This window comes from Phormidium sp. CCY1219 (assembly GCF_055795085.1).
On record NZ_JAYFEQ010000337.1, the window covers coordinates 1 to 19739 of the forward strand.

16 protein-coding genes are annotated in these 19739 nt (G+C 50.7%); 9 read left to right on the top strand and 7 right to left on the bottom strand.

Features of this window, described 5'->3' with window-relative positions; all coding sequences use genetic code 11:
• Positions 1-304: 304 nt before the first annotated feature.
• On the top strand, positions 305-3145 hold the full coding sequence (locus tag AC0QH1_RS05890; protein ID WP_324630001.1) for a WD40 repeat domain-containing protein: 2841 nt from the start codon (positions 305-307) through the stop codon (positions 3143-3145).
• 246 nt (positions 3146-3391) lie between these two features.
• On the opposite strand, the gene AC0QH1_RS05895 is transcribed toward AC0QH1_RS05890, so the two are convergent.
• The 7 genes from AC0QH1_RS05895 to AC0QH1_RS05925 form a co-directional block, all read right to left on the bottom strand.
• Complete coding sequence (locus tag AC0QH1_RS05895) at positions 3392-4483, bottom strand: endo-1,4-beta-xylanase (RefSeq protein WP_324630002.1); 1092 nt, start codon at positions 4481-4483, stop codon at positions 3392-3394.
• Between the two features lie 85 nt (positions 4484-4568).
• Positions 4569-5864 carry an adenylosuccinate lyase gene (gene purB / locus AC0QH1_RS05900; RefSeq protein WP_324630003.1) on the bottom strand — a complete coding sequence of 432 codons (1296 nt, stop codon included), beginning with the start codon at positions 5862-5864 and terminating at the stop codon, positions 4569-4571.
• A gap of 243 nt (positions 5865-6107) precedes the next feature.
• Positions 6108-6296 (bottom strand): hypothetical protein, encoded by a 189-nt coding sequence (locus AC0QH1_RS05905; protein ID WP_324630004.1) that lies wholly within the window; start codon positions 6294-6296, stop codon positions 6108-6110.
• 155 nt (positions 6297-6451) lie between these two features.
• On the bottom strand, positions 6452-6604 hold the full coding sequence (locus AC0QH1_RS05910; protein ID WP_324630005.1) for a hypothetical protein: 153 nt from the start codon (positions 6602-6604) through the stop codon (positions 6452-6454).
• A gap of 25 nt (positions 6605-6629) precedes the next feature.
• On the bottom strand, positions 6630-7052 hold the full coding sequence (locus AC0QH1_RS05915) for a DUF3887 domain-containing protein (protein WP_324630006.1): 423 nt from the start codon (positions 7050-7052) through the stop codon (positions 6630-6632).
• Between the two features lie 29 nt (positions 7053-7081).
• Positions 7082-8608 carry a YifB family Mg chelatase-like AAA ATPase gene (locus tag AC0QH1_RS05920; protein ID WP_324630007.1) on the bottom strand — a complete coding sequence of 509 codons (1527 nt, stop codon included), beginning with the start codon at positions 8606-8608 and terminating at the stop codon, positions 7082-7084.
• Positions 8609-8865: 257 nt separating this feature from the next.
• A complete protein-coding gene (locus AC0QH1_RS05925; protein WP_324630008.1) occupies positions 8866-9078 on the bottom strand; it encodes a hypothetical protein in 213 nt (70 codons plus the stop codon).
• A 343-nt stretch (positions 9079-9421) separates the two neighbouring features.
• Here AC0QH1_RS05925 and AC0QH1_RS05930 point away from each other — a divergent pair, with 343 nt between their 5' ends.
• The 8 genes from AC0QH1_RS05930 to AC0QH1_RS05965 all read left to right on the top strand — a co-directional run bounded on the left by AC0QH1_RS05930 (position 9422) and on the right by AC0QH1_RS05965 (position 19547).
• The gene (locus AC0QH1_RS05930) at positions 9422-10450 is read left to right on the top strand and encodes a ParB/RepB/Spo0J family partition protein (RefSeq protein WP_324630009.1); all 1029 of its coding nucleotides are present in this window, start codon (positions 9422-9424) and stop codon (positions 10448-10450) included.
• Between the two features lie 404 nt (positions 10451-10854).
• Complete coding sequence (locus AC0QH1_RS05935; RefSeq protein WP_324630010.1) at positions 10855-11622, top strand: hypothetical protein; 768 nt, start codon at positions 10855-10857, stop codon at positions 11620-11622.
• A gap of 12 nt (positions 11623-11634) precedes the next feature.
• A complete protein-coding gene (locus AC0QH1_RS05940) occupies positions 11635-12453 on the top strand; it encodes a hypothetical protein (RefSeq protein WP_324630011.1) in 819 nt (272 codons plus the stop codon).
• A 64-nt stretch (positions 12454-12517) separates the two neighbouring features.
• On the top strand, positions 12518-13378 hold the full coding sequence (locus AC0QH1_RS05945; RefSeq protein WP_324630012.1) for a hypothetical protein: 861 nt from the start codon (positions 12518-12520) through the stop codon (positions 13376-13378).
• A 42-nt stretch (positions 13379-13420) separates the two neighbouring features.
• Positions 13421-15652, top strand: coding sequence for a hypothetical protein (locus AC0QH1_RS05950; RefSeq protein WP_324630013.1), 2232 nt, complete (start codon positions 13421-13423; stop codon positions 15650-15652).
• A gap of 6 nt (positions 15653-15658) precedes the next feature.
• A complete protein-coding gene (locus AC0QH1_RS05955; protein WP_324630014.1) occupies positions 15659-16762 on the top strand; it encodes a hypothetical protein in 1104 nt (367 codons plus the stop codon).
• Entirely contained in the window at positions 16665-17987 is a 1323-nt protein-coding gene (locus tag AC0QH1_RS05960) for a vWA domain-containing protein (protein ID WP_324630015.1), read from the top strand. The genes AC0QH1_RS05955 and AC0QH1_RS05960 overlap by 98 nt, the downstream gene beginning before the upstream one ends.
• Positions 17988-18092: 105 nt before the next feature.
• Positions 18093-19547 (top strand): vWA domain-containing protein, encoded by a 1455-nt coding sequence (locus tag AC0QH1_RS05965; protein ID WP_324630016.1) that lies wholly within the window; start codon positions 18093-18095, stop codon positions 19545-19547.
• Positions 19548-19739 lie beyond the last annotated feature (192 nt).

A 19739-nucleotide genomic window follows, 5' to 3' on the forward strand; every position in this document is an offset into this window, starting at 1 on the left:
GGCTTTAAGCATTAGGTTCCTTGCCCCGCTTACGTTTTCGGCATTTCAGCCTTGACTTTGGCGGGAACGATTCGCACCCACAAGGTAGTTATAGCAGACACCGAGGAGCTTTGAACCAACCAGGGTAGGAGCCAAAGTGGAGCTTTGCACGGCGCATCCAGGCGCAACCCCGCGCGATCGTGCTTTAATAAAATTCACAAATCCAACAGAATAAATCCACCGATTGCAAGGAATACTGTGGACAGACTGGTATCGAGCCGAAGGGCGCATCTACTGCTAACCGAACTCTTACCCAAAAATTCCTATGCCTATCTTTCCCATTTATCGCGGTGAACTACCGGAATCTCTCAATCCACTGAACCCGCGCCACTATTGGTTGCTGGCGTACTGGGTGTTTTTCCGACCCACCGCCCTCAATTGCTACTTTTATCAAGCCGCGCCGGACCTTTACCGCCAAGGCGGATGGCGTAAATTCCTCGGCACCTTCAAAATTCGCCCCTATCGCCACCTTTATGTCATGGCATTCGTATCCTGCCTATTCTGGGCGGGATTGGTGGGAGTGATGGCGGTTCTTTACTCGATCGCCACCTTACAAGGCCATACTGCCTCGATTAACGTCGTGACTGCCATCTCCAACCAACAAGCTATCTCCGCATCCACGGCAGATTTCAGCTACGGCGCGAGTCTAAAAGTGTGGGATCTAGAGCGCGGGGCAGTGGTACGAACCCTGGAAGGTCATCGGAATGGGATTAATGCGATGGCGGTGGTATCAGGAGACAAAGCCATTTCCTCGGGAAGCGATCGCTCGGTGAAAATCTGGGATTTCAACCAAGGCACCCTCCTGCATACTCTAGAAAACCACAGCCGCTGGGTCAACGATTTGGCCGTGACCCCAGATGGCAAGCAAGTCATTTCTGCCAGTGCTGACCACACCCTCACCGTCTGGAATCTAGAACAGGGAACGAAAGTGCAAACCCTGAAAGGGCACGAGGGTCAAGTCAATGCGGCGATCGTCACTCCAGACGGCCAATTTCTCCTCTCGGGATCGGGCGATCGCACGGTGAAAGTCTGGAACTTGCAACAAGGAACCGTCCTCACAACCCTCGCCGGACACACTGGCGGAATCAACGCCTTGGCGCTCACTCCCGACGGAAAACTCGCCATTTCTGCCAGTGCTGACGGTACCCTGAAGGTCTGGAACCTGCCAGAGGGAACCTTGTTACACACCCTGGAAGCACATAGTGGCGGCGCAAATGTGGTGGTGGTGACGCCAGACGGACAGCAGGCCGTTTCCGGAGGGGCAGACCGCACGGTGAAAGTCTGGAACCTGGCTGAGGGCACTCTACAGCACACTTTAGCAGGTCATGGGGGCTGGGTGAATGCCATAGCCATAACCCCAGACGGAAAGCAAGCGGTTTCGGCTTCCTCTGACCATACCCTGAAAGTGTGGGACATTGAAGCGGGAACAGAACTTTATACCCTGGTGGGTCATCAGGAGTGGGTCCGATCCGTGGCGGTGACGCCCGACGGGACCCGGGCGATTTCTGGGGCGGGCGATCGCATGCCGAAAGTCTGGGATCTGGCCTCGGGTCGGGAAATTCCTCTCACTGCTGCTAATCGGATCTTATTCTTGTCCACCGTAGGCTGGATGCTGGTTGCTGCCTTGATGCTGGTGGTGGCACTATTCGCTAGCGCCACGATTTTGGCTTGCGGTTTGATGGCATTCGGCGTGACAGGCAGTGTGGGCGCTATGTTGCTTCTGGGTTTAGTGGGCAGCTTGCTGTTTACCTGGACGTTTGTGTTTTCGGATATTATCTCGATTAAGCCTTCGTTCCGCCAGATGGCGGCGGCGGTGAGTCTTCCCGCAGACTGGATCGCGATCGCGTTTGCGATCGTTCTGGGCACGATTTGGTTCGTTGCGTTTGGTATTGCAGGTCGCACGGCGATCGCGGTATTTGGTAGCTTGGCGCTGTTTGCCTTAATGGGTACCGCTGTTGCTCTCTTTGAGGCCACTGTCTTGCAAAATGCAGCGGCGGCTATCCGAATGCGGTTGGTCTCTGGGATTAAAGCCGGTTGGCAGGTGGGAGTGAGTTTTAATCTGCTGGTGGCTTTGGGCGCTTTGCGGGCAATATTTTACCCGGTCAATTTCGCTGGGGCTTGGCGTTACCACTCGGGCAAGCGATCGCATCCAGTATATTGGGATGAGTTGATGGTGTTGCCGGTGCCGAACAGTGGCAAGTCTCTGTTGCGACTTTTGCACTCGGATGAAGAAGAAGGTCTGCGGGCGATCGCCGCTGTCTCCCGCAACCCGTTTCAGCGTTGGGTGGCTCAGCGAACGTTGCACGCTTACTTGCATTCCCATCCGGTACCGCTCCAGTTTCTCTATACTCTGCTTCGCTATCCGGATTTGCAGGCTTATATTTCGCCGCCGATTAGCTCGGAAGATTGGTTGCTCTTACCGGAAAGTCGGCAAGTTTTATTGGGAGAGTTGGGCTATACAAGGGTGGAATGCAGCAGCGATTGGGTGAACCGGGTGGCGGAACGGTTGGTGTGGGTTCTCACTGTATGGGGGCGATCGCACCGTCGCACTCCCCTGACTCGCTTTGCTGCTATTCTCGCAGAGTGGTCCGGCGATAACCCCTTGGATGCAACCGGGTTTGACTTCTCGGCTTACAAATCGCATCTGCTGCGTCTGCGGGACTATCCCGGCGGGGAAGAAATTCTCGAATCTTTTGCGGCGTTGTCGGCGTTTTTGTGCTATAATGATATTTCTCAGTTGCAGGGTGCAGCCGATGTGCTGCGATCGCCGGATATGGCATCCCTCTATGAAACTCGGGGAGATGAGTTAATCCCGGTTTCGGGGACAATTCGACCGGAAGTGCTCGTGGCGATCGCCCGTCTGGGACAAATTGCGGCTGGTGTTTGTGAGGAGACAGACCCGAATTCTCCAGGAAAACGACTGGCAGCACTGGCACGGGGAATTGTGGCGATCGAGGCTCTCGAAACTTTTGCGATCGCTGAAATTGTTACCCCAGAGCAAACGATTCTCCGCCGCATTATCTCCAAATGGCGCAGCATCCTCACGCAAGTGATGGCTGAGGTGGCCGGCAAGGCACAGGTGAGAGAAACTCATCCGGGGTGTTAAAACCATACCATGCCTCATGCAGGGACACGGCACTACCGTGTCCTCATCCCTAAAAACGCAGATATAAATGACTGGAATGACTAAAAAAGAATCGCGATCGCCATGCAAACAGTAGTATAGTGCTCATCCCTGCGTTGGCAGTTGGGCCGGGTAGAGCGCGATGATGCACCACCGACGGATAGCTCTCTCAACCCACCTCTCCCAGGCAGATTTATCCCCCGCATGACACACCCCGATGCACAACACTTATTCTGCCCCCGAACCGACATGCTGTTTGAGTTCTGCCATCATGGCATGGTAGGCGGGTTTGGGATGATAAGCCTCATCAAAAATCAGGGGAGACTTGCCGCCCGTAAACCCAGTCAGCCAAGAATGGCGATCGGTAAATCCCCACATGAGGAACGTATCGCAATTGGGCGCTTCTATACACACATTCAAAAAATCTTCGTACATCTGGGCCTGTGCGGCGAGTTGTTCTTCTCGGGTGCCCTTAAACATCGTAATCGGCACGTCCATTTCGGTGATAAATACCTCTAACCCCAGATCCGCATACCGTTTCATATTCTCCGCCACTTCTGCCGCATCTTTCGCGGATAAAAAACCGATATGGGCTTGAAACCCCACGGCATCTAGCGGTGTCCCCCGTTCCACCAGACTTTTCGCTAAGTTGTAAAAGGAGTCGGATTTTGAATTGAGTCCCTCGCCGTAGTCGTTGATGTACAACAGGGTGTCTGGATCGGCTTGTTTTGTCCAACGCAAAGCTAGATCGATATATTCCGGACCGATTCCTTTATACCACAGAGTTTCTCGCAATGCGCCATCGGCTTCTAGGGGTTCGTTGACTACATCCCAAGCATAAATCTGTCCGCGATAGCGACCCACCACGGTATTAATATGTTCCCGAAGAATGCCCATCAGTTCTTCCCGGGTAAAGTCTCCCTCCCGCAACCAGCGAGGCAATGCGTGAAACCAGGTCAGAACGTGACCGATAACCTGCATGTCGTGTTCTTTCGCAAACTCAACCGTAGTATCTGAATCCCTAAACTCGTAAACCTCGCGCTCGGGATGCAGTGGGGCAAATTTCATCACGTGTTCTGCCATCACAATGTTAAATTCCCGCGCGAGTACCTCCCGATAAAGAGGTTCGTCACTTAAGGCTCGCGGGCGCACTGCCGAACCGATGAACATGTCCTGTTTTGCTGCTAGAGAACGCAGGGTTTCTCCGGATTCGGTGGCGAGTTGAGTTGGCTCTACTGCGGTGGGGGGTCTGCTGCAACCGATAACGATGAGGGTTGCTAACATCACGAGGGTTAAAGCGATAAAGGAACGAAGTTTCACGTTTATACCTCCCTGGAGAATAAGGGTTGAGTTTTGAATTTTCAACCGATGAGTTCACCGTTTGAAACTCAAAACTCACCCCGGTTTAAATCCCGAAGCGCTGATAGATGCGATCGAGGTTTTTCAGATGGTGTTTCGGATCGAAACATGCCTCGATTTCTTCGGGAGTTAACCGATCGCTCACCCGCGAGTCTTCGCAAATGAATCGGTGAAAGTCTCCCTCCGGCTGATTCCACGCTTGATGCGCGTTCGACTGCACGATCTGATAGGCGTCTTCGCGGCTCATTCCTTTTTCCACTAAGGCGAGCAACACGCGCTGACTAAACACTACCCCGCCGTACAGGTTCATGTTGCGTTTCATGTTTTCGGGATACACGAGCAGATTTTTAACCAAATCTGCCATCTCTACGACCATGAAATGCGCTATAATGCAAGCATCTGGCAAAATCACTCGTTCCACGGAGCTGTGAGAAATATCTCGCTCGTGCCAGAGCGCAACATTTTCTAATGCTGCCACCGCATGACCGCGCAAAATTCTCGCCATCCCGCTCAAACGCTCGGAACGGATTGGATTGCGCTTGTGGGGCATGGCGGATGAGCCTTTTTGCCCTTTGGCGAAGTATTCTTCCACTTCTAACACGTCGGTCCGCTGCAAGTTGCGAATTTCCACCGCAAATCGCTCGATGGAAGCCGCCAGGAGGGCGAGATGCTGTACGAAGTCGGCGTGCCGATCGCGCGAAATTACTTGGGTGGAAGCCGGATCCGGTTCCAGTCCGAGTTTCTGACAGGCGATCGCTTCCACTTGCGGATCCACGTTGGCATAGGTCCCCACTGCACCGGAAATCTTGCCCACGGCAATTTGCCCTCGCAATCGCACCAGGCGCTCTCGATGTCTCAGCACTTCCGCCAACCAGCCGGCAAGCTTGAACCCAAACGAGATCGGTTCGGCATGAATTCCATGCGATCGCCCGATCTGCACCGTATCCCGATGCTGCTGCGCCTGATACCGAATGGCGTGAATTAAATCTTCTAACGGTTCCAACAACACATCCACACTCGCCACTAGCTGCAACGCTAAGGCTGTGTCTAGCATGTCAGAACTGGTCAAACCCAGGTGAATGTAGCGTCCGACATCGCCGACATGCTCATTCACGTTGGTTAAAAAGGCAATCACATCATGGCGGACTTCAGCCTCAATTTCTTTCACGCGATCGGGGTCGAATTTCGCCTTCGCCTTGATTTCTTCCACTGCCTGTGTTGGAATATATCCCAGTTCTGCCTGGGCTTCACACACGGCAATTTCTACCTGGAGCCAGGTTTTCAGTTTATAATTTTCAGTCCACAGTTCGCCCATCTCGGGCAAGGTGTAACGCTCGATCAACGTCTGCTACAGAACACAACTCTCCGATCTTACCCCTAATTCTCCCTCTTTTTTCCCGCCTTTCCCCTCAACTTTTCCCCGACTCTACATTGAGCCTGACAAACCGCTGTATCGGTTGTTAATTTTTGTAACTCGAGGGTGCCACCAAGGCCCTGGGGCGATCGCCCCCCCGTGCAACCCCTTGCGCCCCCATTGCCGATCGCTCCCGAGGGTGACTTAGGTTCAATCGCCCTACTTTTTCACTTAGCTATGCTGCACCTTCTTCGGGGGGCGATCGCCGCTCAGCAGAATCAGTCTAGCCGTGTAAAACTCGCGAGACAAATTGATTAAGCCAAGCACCAGACTCTTAACCAGGCGCATAGCTTTTACTTTCATCACTCTTGCCTGGAATTTGCTCAGTTTGGCATTTACTCGGTCGGTGTTTCTAGTCATGGCAATCGGCTCTCCTATTCAAGCCAATAAATTACCCTACTTTTATTATGGCTTATTTCACCGTTTCTTGACATTCCCAACCACTTAAAACAATGTTAAATTTTCGCGCCAACCTTAAACCCAGGCGGTGGGCGTCTTTCTCCCCCAGGCTACGGTTAAACCCCCACCCCGGGGCGCGTCGAGGGGCAGGTCTTGCTCGCTCCCGTTCCCGCCTCCCAGGCGGTTTGGGTTGCATAAAATTCCGCAATTTGCCCTAATTTTACCGAACCGCCCCCGCCGCCTTTCCCCGCCCAAGTGGTTGTGGCCACAGACTACTGACCTCGACCCCCGAACCTAGGTTTCTCCATAGTCAAAACTATAAATTTCCCCGTCTTCATCGAAAATAATCAACAGATCCACAGTTTCCCGTTCGAATTCGGAAGTGAGCACCACAATATTCGTATCGGTATCGCTGAGAAGCTGGCTGTCATTGTATTCTTTGAACTCGCCAAACCTGGCAATCAAATCTTGCCATTTATCCTGAAGCGTTTGTTGCGAAACGCTTTCTCGGGCAATGGTATCGTAGCGGGTCAAAGCTGCTGCAAAGTCGCCCGCTGCCAGTAAGTTTACAAATTCCTCCGCTTTCGCGATCGCCTCGTTTGAAGACTGGGCGATCGCCGGCTCGGATTGTCCGATTTCGCCGAACTGTGCCCTCGCCTGCAGGGGAACCCCGACTAAAACGGCACTGAGTAACAAAACACCAAAACACTTGTTCATGGGAAAATCTCCTGGCAAAAAATAACGGTTTATTGCATTCGGTCGATGGTACGATATTGAATAGCCTCGGCCACATGCATTGTATTGAGATTCTCATCCCCGGCTAAGTCGGCGATGGTGCGGGCAACTTTTAAAATGCGATCGGTGGCGCGTGCCGAGAGACCCAGTTTGCGAATTGCACCTTCTAATAAATTGCGGGTTGGGTCATCTAGGGGGCACCATTGACGCAGGTGCATGCTTTGCATTTCGGCATTGCAGTTGATGTGGTGGTCTTGAAACCGCTCGGAAGCGCGATCGCGTGCCAGTTGGACTCGCTTTCTCACCGGTTCTGAGGGTTCTCCAGTGGTTTGCTGGGTAATCTCCTCTGGTTTTAAGCGATTGACCGCCACCTGCAAATCAATCCGATCCATTAGCGGACCGGAGAGTTTAGCCCAGTATTGCTCCCGATGACGTGGCGAACAGGTGCAAGGTTGGATCGGATCGCCATAGTACCCGCAGGGGCAAGGATTGGTACTGGCAACTAAGGTAAACTGCGCCGGAAAACTGACGGTTTGCTTGGTTCGCGAAATCGTCACCTGTCCATCTTCTAGGGGTTGGCGCAGAAACTCCAACACGTCGCGTTTGAATTCGGTCAGTTCGTCTAGGAATAGAATGCCCCGATGGGCTAGAGAAATTTCTCCCGGTTTCGGATAGCTGCCTCCGCCGACGAGAGACGGGCCAGAGGCGGAGTGGTGGGGACTGCGGAAAGGGCGATCGCTCACCAAGGTGCCTCGGTCTTTCAGCAACCCCGCCACGGATTGAACTTGCGTCACTTCTAAGGCTTCTTCAAAGGTGAGTGGGGGCAAAATTCCGGGCAACCGTCGCGCTAACATGGTTTTGCCACTCCCGGGCGGACCGACAAAAATCAGGTTGTGACCCCCGGCGGCAGCAATTTCTAACGCACGGCGGGCATGCGCTTGTCCTTTCACGTCTTTAAGGTCTAATCCGCGAAACGGTTGCTTGGCTAATTGCGCTTGCCCATCAATTTTAAACGGTGTGAAGCGCTCTGGGTTGTTCAGCAAGTCCATGACTTCTGAGACGTGGCGACAACCGTAAACTTCTAACCCTTTGACTACCGCCGCTTCGCCTACATTTCCCTCGGGGACGACTAAACCGCTAATCCCCATGTCTTTGGCGGCGGCGGCAATCGGGAGAACGCCGGCCACCGGTCGCAAGCTACCATCGAGAGAGACTTCTCCGAGAAACATGAAGTCTCCGCACAAGGAAGCGCTAACCTGTTCGGAGGCGGCTAAAATTCCGACGCTGATGGGCAGGTCGAAACTCGGCCCTTCTTTGCGGAGGTCCGCTGGGGTTAGGTTGATGACGATTTTACGCAGGGGATAGGCGTAATCGGAATTTTTTAGGGCGGCTTTCACTCGCTCTTTGGATTCTTGGACGGCGGTATCTGGCAGTCCGACGACCACGATTCCGGGTAATCCACCGGATACGTCTACTTCTACGCCGACTTTGACGGGGTTAATTCCCACTAGGGATGCACTCCAGACTCTTGCAAGCACGGTTGATTGAGAATAACTGCATTATCTATATAGTGCTCGCGATCGCTACAGTTTGTTCGCCCAGTGCCTCCCTCGGCAATACTCCTTAATATTTTCCCACCCCTGCTGCGATCGCCGTCCTATTAGCACAATTGCCGCAAAAATGCAAGCATTTGCAATATTTCTTTACAAAAATTGGGCGGCGGGAAATCGCATACCTGGACCTCCAAGGAAAATGCAATTTCATCATTCACGCTGATATCACCTTAGTTTATTGCCTAATTGCAATCGGATATCGCCAACTTGTAACGGGTTCCGGTGGTTAGCCAGAGATTATCGGTCAAATTGGATACAACCGGGCGAGTGGGCGATCCAGGTGAGTGTAATGATTCGATCGCCGTGAGGTGCGAATGACGGACAGAGGATTCAGGTGGGCGGGGCGATGGTGCGGCGATCGCCTGGGTCATTATCCCATGTAGCAATGAAAGCATTGTGATTTCAGGGGTTGGTTGCAGCAGTTATCGCTCTATGTTTCACTTATAAAATGCAACTTATTGACCCCAGGGGTGACGCAATTCCATGAACTTTTATTACAAAAACCATAGAATCGCATAAAAACCCAAAATGCCTCCCATAGATCCATATAAGTACAATTGGGAAAACTATCATGCTCATCCCGTCACCGGTCAAACGAACAGTCATACCAAGTGGCTGCCCGAAAGGGTGGTGTAAGACCAATTCACCTGAAGCTCACCGCCATTGGCAGGATGCACCCAGAGGCATCGCCTAGCACGGATCGCCGTTGCGAGTCGAACGCAGTTAACAAACAAACAGATGAACCAACCCAATACGCAATATCTTTCCCAGAGCTTGACCGCCTCTGTGACACTTCCACTCGAGCGAATTTCTCGGTCGAAGTTTCAGCCCCGGAGTTACTTTGACGAAGCGGCGATGGAGGAATTGACCGCCAGTGTCAAACAACATGGCATCCTACAGCCGATTATCGTGCGACCGATTGGAGAAAATCGGTACGAGTTAGTAGCGGGTGAGCGACGATATCAAGCAGCGAAGAGAGCAAAACTCCCTGAAGCGCCAGCAGTGGTGCAAGAATTAAACGATACAGAAGCCTTAAAAATAGCCTTACTGGAAAATCTCCAACGAGATGACTTAAATGCGATTGAAGAGACGGAAGGCATCTTGCAATTGCTCGCACTCAATCTCCAGTGCCCGATCGCGCAAGTGCCTCAAGTGCTGTATCGTCTGAAGCACCTAGACGATAATTCGCTCTTAGACAATTCTACTGGGTCAAACGTTTTGCCCAACCCTCATCAACCCCCGGAAAAATCTGGGCAAAACGTTTTGCCCAACGTAGAAACGGTAGAAAATGGGGAGATTGTGGAAGCGTTGTTGGCCAATCCCACACTTTTGGCCCAACAGGTGAAGGCGGTATTTGATAGCCTCAATCGGATGAACTGGCAATCGTTTGTCAAAAGCCGACTGTCCCTGCTGAAATTACCGCCGGAACTGCTCGAAGCGGTTCGCACCCAGCGAATTGAATATACCAAAGCGAAGGCGATCGCAAAAGTGAAGCCACCGGCCAAACAGCAGGAGTTGCTAGAAAAGGCGATCGCTGGCAAATGGTCTCTAAAGCACATCAAAGCAGAAGTGGCAGGGATGAGTGAGTCGCAGACTTCCACCCATGCCAATGCCAGTAATTTATCCACTCGTCTGGATGCGGTCTATAAGCAAATGAAAAAGAGCCTAAAACAGAATCAGGAGATTTGGCAAAATTCCACCACCCAGGAACGAGTAGAGACACTCCTCACCGAACTAGAAGGGTTGTTAAACAACCAACAATCCTAGCTATAGCGTTTCTCAGATTGGCGAGGTAGATAGATAAGGATGGAGACAGGAGTGCGTTGGCGTAAGGGTTAGCGCAGCCCGGGTTGGAACCGGCTACAGCGATGCCGAAAGCTTTCCGCACTCCGGGTTCCAACCATTATCTCATCTTTGCCAGAAACGCGATCGATCGGTGATGGAGTTGAAACCGGCGGGGGAGACGCCGAGGAGTGCGAGAAACGGCTTCGCACCTCTGGAAAGATTTTATAAATCCTTAAGAATTGCGAGAAGAAACTGGGGGTGAACTTGAGGTAAAATTTTGTAAAACCAGCAAATAAATAGGCAAAGAAATGATATAATTCTTGAAGTCAACCTAGCCAGTGGAACTGCCTCACTATTCAGCCAAATTTCCCCGGTTACTTTTTTTTATGGGCGTTATCTATATTGGCGATCGCGAAACGGGTAAAACCTCACTCGCTCTCGAACTCGCTCATCGCGAGAGTCATTATGTCAGCGTTGTGTCTCCCCAGTACAGCGTGCTGAAAGCCATGCTGTACGACGACGAACAAGGGAGAACCACCGCCACCGATGCGGAGCAATCCACCTACGATCGCAAGTTAGAAATCGAAGTCATGCTTCGCACCCAGCGCAAACAAATTTACACGAATTGGATCGATACGCCCGGTGAAATTTGGCGATCGAGCTGGCAAGAAAGCAACCCGGAAAAGTGGACGAAATTTGTGGAAACGGCTCAGAGTAGTCAGGGAGTGCTACTGGTTGTCCCTCCCTACCGGGAAATCATTCGTCAAGACCGGCAGATCGAGGCGGAAAACTTTGTCACCCAACAGCAATGGGTGCGACGGTTCGATCGCTGGGTTAAATTTTTCCGCTATGACTGTCCTAACGCGAAGCATATCGCCCTATGTCTGAATAAAGCCGACCTCATCCAAGGAATCGACCTGAAACGGGAAGCAGAAAAACTGGCCTATCATCCGCACAGTTCCCAGATGAACTGGAACCAACGCAATGACTATATTTTCAAGCGATTTTTCCGTCCCGTGAAATCCCAAATCGCTCAAATCAATCAATCCACCTCCGGTTTAACCGTGCGGTGTTTTATCACCAGCATTTACAACCGCGAACTCCTAGAACTTCCCTGGATTTATTTAGGAACCTACCTCAGCAGTGACCTGTAAGGAGAACGGTGAATGGGCAATATCTGTATTATCGGACCCCGGGCGGCGGGGAAAACCACCTATCTCGCCGGACTCACCTACTTTTCCGAGTATCGCGGCGATCGCACCCATTACAGCATCCAACCCCTAAACGATGACGCCCGCAACCTGGCGACAACAGCCAAAGAAACGATATTGCAAGGCTTACCTGTGGATCCCACCCGCCTCGGCGATCGGATTCACACCGTGGAGGACCTCCCTTACTACTCCTTTCAAATCACCGTCAAAGGGAAACTATTCCAACCGAAAACCACCATCCAACTCAACCTTCGCGACTATCCCGGGGAAGTATTCGAGAAAATTCTTCACGCCTCTGAGGAAGATTCGATTCACGCAGAATTCATAAACGAATGCTTGATGAACGATGTGAGCGGTTGCTTATTGCTGTTTACCGAGTGGGAAAGCAGTACCGATGACTTTTACAGCGACCTGATGAGTCGGTTTTTTACCATGATGGACGAGCGATCGCGACTGAGTAACTATCGCCTCGCGATCGTGATGAGCAAATGCGAACGCGGAGAAATCTGGCCCGGACGACTGGACCCGGAAAACGACCTATTTGGCGTTTACTTGAAAAACACCCTCAAAACCATTAAACAATCCATTCCAAAACAGAATGTCAGATTTTACGCCATGTCCACCTTTGGGGTTTTGGGACGTTACGACCCGCGACCGAACCGCACCGATGCCTTAGGGAGTGATGGGAGAGCTTCCACTCTCCGGGATCCGCCGCGTTGGAAACCTTACAACCTCATCGAACCCTTGTGCTGGTTGAATGCAGCAAAGATTTGAGTTTTCTGAGTGAGTTGATATGTTATTTCGCAAAAAAAACACCCCTGTTTCGAATCCCGCATCGGTGCCAACCTTAAGCAGCGAGCCGGTGTTGCGCGTCATCGGCGATCGCGGTTCTGGAAAAAGCGCCTATCTTGCTTCCTTAGCGTACTGGCCCAACGCCAGGGTCGACAGTCCTGTGGAAAGCGTTACCCCAGTGGGCGAAGCGGGACAAGAACTGGTTGACAAAGCGCGAGACATCCTAGAACAGGGATTGGAACTCGAACCCACCATCCTCGACGCCGACATCGATGCGGTGAAAGATTATACCTTGAGCATCTCGTTAAAAGAGCGCTTGTCCTGGTTGCGAACAATGGGGAAACGGGTTCAACTGAACATCAGTTGCAAAGATTATGCGGGGGAGTTTTTATCGGATCTTCTTTATAAAAGTGGAGACGCCCTGCTAGAGGATTATCTGGAAGATTGCTGTTTGGCCACCGGGTTGCTGCTGCTGGTGGATGGAACCGCTCATCGCAAAGACCGCGAGTATGCGATGGGGGTCGAGAAACTGTTGATGGAACTCGATCGCGCTGATATGGAATTGCGACAACGGCGAATTGCGTTGGTGTTGAGCAAATGCGAACAGTGCGAACTGTGGGTGAACCGACATCAACCGGAAAAATTAGCGAAAGCCAGATTTAGGGAACTGTGCGCCGAACTGGAAACCTGGCAAAGTAGCGGTGGGAGAGTGGAGTATTTTACGACTTCTGCATTTGGGATTTTAGGACAACAGTATCCCCAACCCAATTCGAAACAATTGCAGCGATCGCGATCGGGAACCGCTTCGGTGATTAAAAAACCCAGACAGTGGCGACCTTTTGGCTTGGTTGCGCCGATTTACTGGCTATGTACCGGCGAACGTCACTCAGACCTCGATCGCGACTAGGGTTGGTTTTTCAGTGTCCTACCTTTCATTATTTAAGAGAACATGAACGCAGCGCATTGGATAGAGATTCACGAATTTAGTACCGGGATTGAGGTAAAACCCACTGCCCGGGGGTGGGAATCGGGGGGATTTACCGGGAAGTATATGAACCGCACCATCGACCCGATTCCCCCGGCGGTGGAAGAGGCGATCGCCAATCGGGAATTTGCCTTAGCAGAAGGAACCACGAGTCAAGAACCGGCGATCGTCGGGCGAGAAATCAGCGGATATGGGGAAACCTGGTCAGTGGTCGCAGTAGTGACCCGAGGTCGAGACGATCGCGGGCGCGGCGTCTCCCTTTACCGTTACTTTCTTTGTCGCGCCGAAGCAGGCATTGAGGCGATTTTACGCTGGTGGAACAAATCGCAGGTGTTCAATCCTTTTGACACCAAAACCATCGGACAATCCCATCGGGTGAGTTTCACCCCGGCCCAGGTGCCCATAAAAGAGGAATTGCGGAGAATGCTTGGCAACAGACCGCCGATTGTGATTCCCGCATCTCAACCCTGTACGCCCTTGTTATTAAATCAGATGACCCAAGAATTGCCCACCATTGGGAAGCGTTCTTGGGCATATAAAGTCGCCGCCCTAGAACGTCCCGAGTATTTTCAAATCATTTATCCCGCTGACCCTCGAGGGTCAGCGGTGTTCAAACAAGCATTATCCCAGCGTCCCCGTCAGTCGGCGGTGGTGAGTGGAGAACAAAGTCTGAAAACTGCGATTAGTGCGGTAATGAATGGTCGCGTGAAGGCCAAACATATTGCGGCTTTAGAAAATGCCCTCAACCACCCACAAATCGATGAAAAATATTGGCAGTCTTTGTTTAACAATCAAGGAGCAACTGAAGCCTTAACCCAAAATATTTACGGCACCAATCAAATCCGGCTTTTAAGCTTAAAAGCAATGTTACTTCCCGGGTTTTTGCCAGATTTTTTAAAATGGCTTTATAAAACTAAAAAATCCGAGGGATATTATATCGCATCTTGTGAGTTTCAGCAAGCAATTTTACAACAAGTTCCCAACTTTACTCAGGATTGCCCAAACCTGACCGAACAAATTAAGCAAGGCATTTGCATTGTCATGGATCGGTTGGTCAAACAACAGCCCATCCTCGCAGAAGCTACCTTGTTATTAGGCGGTTCCTATCCCGGGATTTGGCGAAAGGCTTACGACTCGTCACTGCGCTCTGAGATGGAAACCGATATCACAATGCTACCAGACTATATTGGTCGCAGAGAAGGGGTTTCCTTTCAAGCAACGAAATATCCGGAATGGGAACAGTTGCTCGGTGATATTATGCGGTTTTGGCAAGTTCCCACCCAATCCCGCAATTCTAACTATTTACCGTTGGCGAAGTTATTTGAGAGTATGGGAAGCTTAAAAATGGCTGCCATTTTTTATCAAATCGCCCAAGGTAACGTTCCCAAACCTATCTTTGAAACGATAAGCGGCCCTCACCGATGGGAGTGTCGGGTTTTCGGACTGGCGATCGCAAGCCAGAAAGATTTGTCAGACTGCGTTTATATTCTTGGGTTAAAATCAGTTGAATTGGTAGAGTTTTATATGCCTAAAATTTTTATTGTAGCTATGTTATTTGGTGCCTTTGGTTTGGGATGGTTTAGTCACCCTCTTTTAACTAACACAAGCAGTAAAGAAGACAATCAGGAATCGACTGCACCAGCAACGACAACACCATCACCCTCACCCACAAAAAATGATTGCAAATTTGACGAATCCAATGTTGATGAGGAGAGAAAATGCACTAGAAGTTACCAAAAGATTAGCAATATCAAAGATGAGTTGTCTGAGGATTTAAAAGAACAACTGAATAATCAATCAAACCCCAGCCAAAAAGTTGAAATATTAAAAGCCATTATCAATAAAAAAACAGACGCACAGGAATTGCCATTAAAATATTTGACAATCAATGCTGATGACACAGAAAAAATAGTTCTTTTTTATATTAGAAAAACCCTTGATTTACCAACAACTATTGAGGGAGGTGTAACAAATGAGGAATGGTACAATAATATAAGAAAAAATGAAAGTACATGGAGGGAATTTAGGGAAGCAATTAAAAAATACACCCAAAATAAAAAAGGAGAAGCTACAGAACACCCTGCAGAATCTGGAGAAATCGATGAAGACACAGCCAAGCAACTAGAAAGCGATATTCGCAAAGACTTAGGCTTATCAAAATCCGAATCCCCTTCAAACTCAACCCCAACCAACTAACCAACCATGAGACCCTATCTCTACATCCTTGCAGGCATAACTTCCGCTCTTTTAGGGTGGAACATCGGACAAGTGTTTCTCAGCGATTTGGGCTGGCTGAAATCCTTTCGCGAAGTAGTATTGTTTCCCTGCATTGCCATTTCCCTGGCGATTGGTAGTGTGGCAAACGAAATTTTCGTCAGCAACCCCACCCGCCCGCAACTGAGCTTGCGGATGCTGCGAATTCCCCTATTGATAGCTTTAGGAGTGGGACTGGTTTCTGGTTTAGTAGCGGGAGGTATTTCCCAAATCCTGTTTGCGCCGCAAATTAAAGTTCCCGCTTTTGTGGTTCGCATCTTCGGGTGGTTGGTAGTGGGGGCCTCGGTGGGGGTTGCGGAAGGGTTAAGTTGGCGGTGGCACAGTTTAGAGGCAGGAAACCCGAAACGCTTTCGACAACGGCTGATTCTGAGCATCATCGCCGCCAGTCTCGCCAGTGCGATCGCCGCCAGTATATTTGAATTAATTCGCCAAACCCTGGGAACAATGCCTGTAGCCTTCAAACCCTACGAAGATCCGTTAGGGTTTGCGGTGTTGGGATTGTGTTTGGGAATTGCCTTTAGCATTACCAATCTCTCTCCCAGTTATATTCCGGCGTTGAGAGCGGGAAAAGGATTTGAATACAAAGGAGAAGACTATGGCGATATCGACCCGCAAAAAACCATTAAACTGCAAAACTATCCCAGAATCGATCGCGCCCTGGTCAAATTTATCAGTTATCGCTCTCAAGCAGAAGAGGAGGCGGAAGATGAAATCGAGGAAGGTATTTCCATCGAACTTCCCGTGAAAGGCATCATTCGCGTCGGTTCTGCCCCTGTAGCCAACCTTTGTCTTCCTCACCTCCCGCTTCATGCGGCGGATATCAAACTAGCAGGCCAAAAAGCCGTTTTGATTCCCAACGCCAAGTCTTTTTACACGGTTGCGATTAACGGAACGCGACTCGGAACCCGTCGAAATGTGTCTTTGAAGCATAACTATGTTATTACTTTCTACACCGTGGATAAAGAGGATATCGAAGCGCCGAAATGCTATCGATTGGTCTTCTACAATCGTTTTCTCGACCCGATGGCTTAGTGGATTAGCGATCGCGGTATTTGGGATTTCCCCTGCATTCGGACAAAGCGCAGAAATTGTGGGTCGCCCGCAACTGAATGAGGAGGAAATCACCCTGCGGGTGAAAGTCACCACCGATGGAGGACGTCCGGAAATGAGACTGGGTGAAAGCAATTTTCAGGCGATCGTCGATGACAAACCGGTAGACATAGAAGACTGGCGAAGTCCCACAGAAACCGTGCCACCGCCTGCATGGATTGTGGTATTGATTGACCTTAGCGGGAGTATGCAGCAAGCAGACAGTAGCGGAGTCACCAAATTGCAAGGAGCGATTCAAGCAACGCGCCGGTTTATTGCAGAAATGAGCGATCGCGGCGGGGATACGCGGGTAGCCATTGTACCATTTGGGGAAGGTGGAGGAGACTGTGGTGGTTATCCCGTGACCCAGGATGCGATCGCCGACAGATTTTTCCCCGCCAACGACATCAAGCAACAAAACTTACTCGATTACCTGGCGTCGCAAACTCCTTGTGCATCTACCAATATTTACGACCCCTTAAAACAAGCGATTCGCTTATTGGGTGACGAAGAAAACCCTAACTTTTACGTCCCCGAAGATTCCCCGAAACCGGAACCGCGACTTTCGGTAATTTTGCTCTCCGATGGCTATCACAACAAACCGAACGAAGAACGGGATTTCCAGGGGTTAAGGAATTTACTTCTCCGTCACGAGAACATTGTGGTTCACACTCTGGGATATGGATTAACCCCAGAACAATTAGGCGCAAAGTACGGATTGGGACGACCCGCCACCCGAGAAGATATCCAAACCGTAGAAAAACCGTATAACCCCATTCCCGACGAAGAGTTTGTAGATTTGAAGCGCTTGCGCGAAATAGCAGAAGTATCGGGAGGAGTTGCCGAATTTTCCGGAGATGCGGACGAAATTGCCGAGGCGCTGCAAGTGTTTCTCAATGCTTTGTTAGGAGAATACGAACTGGTTTACCTACAACCGAATGCGGAACGCGGGTCGAAACACGAAGTGGTGGTAGAAGCGAAAGTGAATGGAGAGACAATCCAGACCCAATCGGCATCTTATACGATTACCGTATTTGGGCGATCGCTTCCTCTGGTAACGCGCTTATCGATGACCGGGGTTGTATTGTTATTGTTAGGAATGGGAGGAGTTTTGCCATTTTGGAAATGGAGTCAATGGCTCAAACAAGAGGCGGAAGAGGATTTTTGAGGAGGAGAATCATGTGGAAAAAATGGGGAGAAGGTGGAAAATTAGTAAAATCGAGCAATTCTTTTAAACAGTGCGATTCGCAACGGCAAATTTGGAGGGCGAACTATGGTAGGCAACCTGTATAGAACTTTCACGGAGAAGTTACGGAAACCGTTAGTTTTCGGACTGTTTGGAGGAACCGGATGTCTGGTCGCCGCCACAATTTTAGGGGAAGTGTGGCTGTGGCTGACCCATCGTCCGCCGGGGAGAGAACCGCAAGCGGTGGTTCTGGCGATCGACACCTCGAGTAGCATGAGCGGGGGAAAACTATCGGAAGTGCAAATGGCGGCGAGTGGATTTGTGGACCGACAAGATTTAAAGGTTCACGAGTTAGGGGTGGTGGAATTTGCCAGCAGCGCGAGAATTCTGACGAACTTAAACGCGGAAGAAAGCGAAGTGCAACAAGCGATCGCCAATCTGCAAACCTCCGGAACCACCAACTTAGACCAAGGTCTCAACGCAGCAACTTCTGTGCTGGGAAATACTAACTTAGGGGCGAATATTCTCCTGTTTACCGACGGGCAACCCAATAACAAAGCTAGGGCCAGATCCATCGCCAGACAAATCCGACAAGCGGGGATTAATCTAGTGGCGGTGGGAACCGGCGATGCGAAAGTCAACTATCTGATTTCCCTCACCGGCGATCGCGACTTGGTATTTTACGCCAATTCCGGAGAAATTGACAACGCCTTCCGCGCCGCCGAAAGGGTAATTTACGGACAGCAACTGGTCGAATCAGACCGCAGCGGGGACTATGGTTTGATATTTGGTATATTCCGCATCGGCGTGTGGACCGGATGGTTAGCCTTGGGAACGGCGATCGCCTTAATTGTGGGACAAAACCGCACCCTTCGCCGTCGCCTGCTAACGCGCAGAGAAGGACTGGTGGGTGGAGGTGGTGGGTTCCTCGCCGGATTCACCGGAGGAGCAGTGGGACAATTCGCATTCCTCCCCACGGTTTACCTCCCCGCTTTATCTCTTGTAGCGCGCTTGACGGGGTGGACCCTCCTGGGAACCCTGGTAGGTGGCGGCATGTCTCTGTTCGTGCCCAACCTCCCTCGGGACAAAGCATTAATGGCGGGAGCGATCGGGGGGATTTTAGGGGCGATCGGCTTTCTGCTGCTGGATGCAGTAGTGGGGGTAGTGTTAGGGCGGTTAGCGGGCGCGGCAATTTTGGGATTTTGTATCGGATTGGCGATCGCCGCGATCGAACAGTTAAATCGCGAAGCAGTGTTGTGGGTTCGCTGGACCGAATCAGAATTTACCACCATTTCCCTAGGCAAAAAACCCATCGAAATCGGTAGTGCCCAAACCGCTCACGTTTATTTACCCAAAGATGGAGGATTTCCGGAAAAGTTCGCCCGCCTGTTTGTAGAAGAAGGAAAGGTTATTTTAGAGTTCGACCCTGCCATTCAACAACTCCCCAAATACCAAAACATGAAAATTTTCCGACAAGAGCTTCCCAATGGCTCTCGTCGCCAGTTTGGAACCGTTTCCTTGGAAATTCAGCAAAAAAATTGACCTATAACTTACATTAAAACCCAGGATAAATCCCATGATAAACCGCAAACTAAACCAGTATTTATGCCGCAAATCAACTCTTTTTTAATCGGGACGGGTGCCCGGGAAATCCCCTGGGTAGAGATGAAATTTATCCCGTCTTGCTTTAAGCAGGAATCGCATTTTTACCGCCGATTGCAATCTCGAACGCAC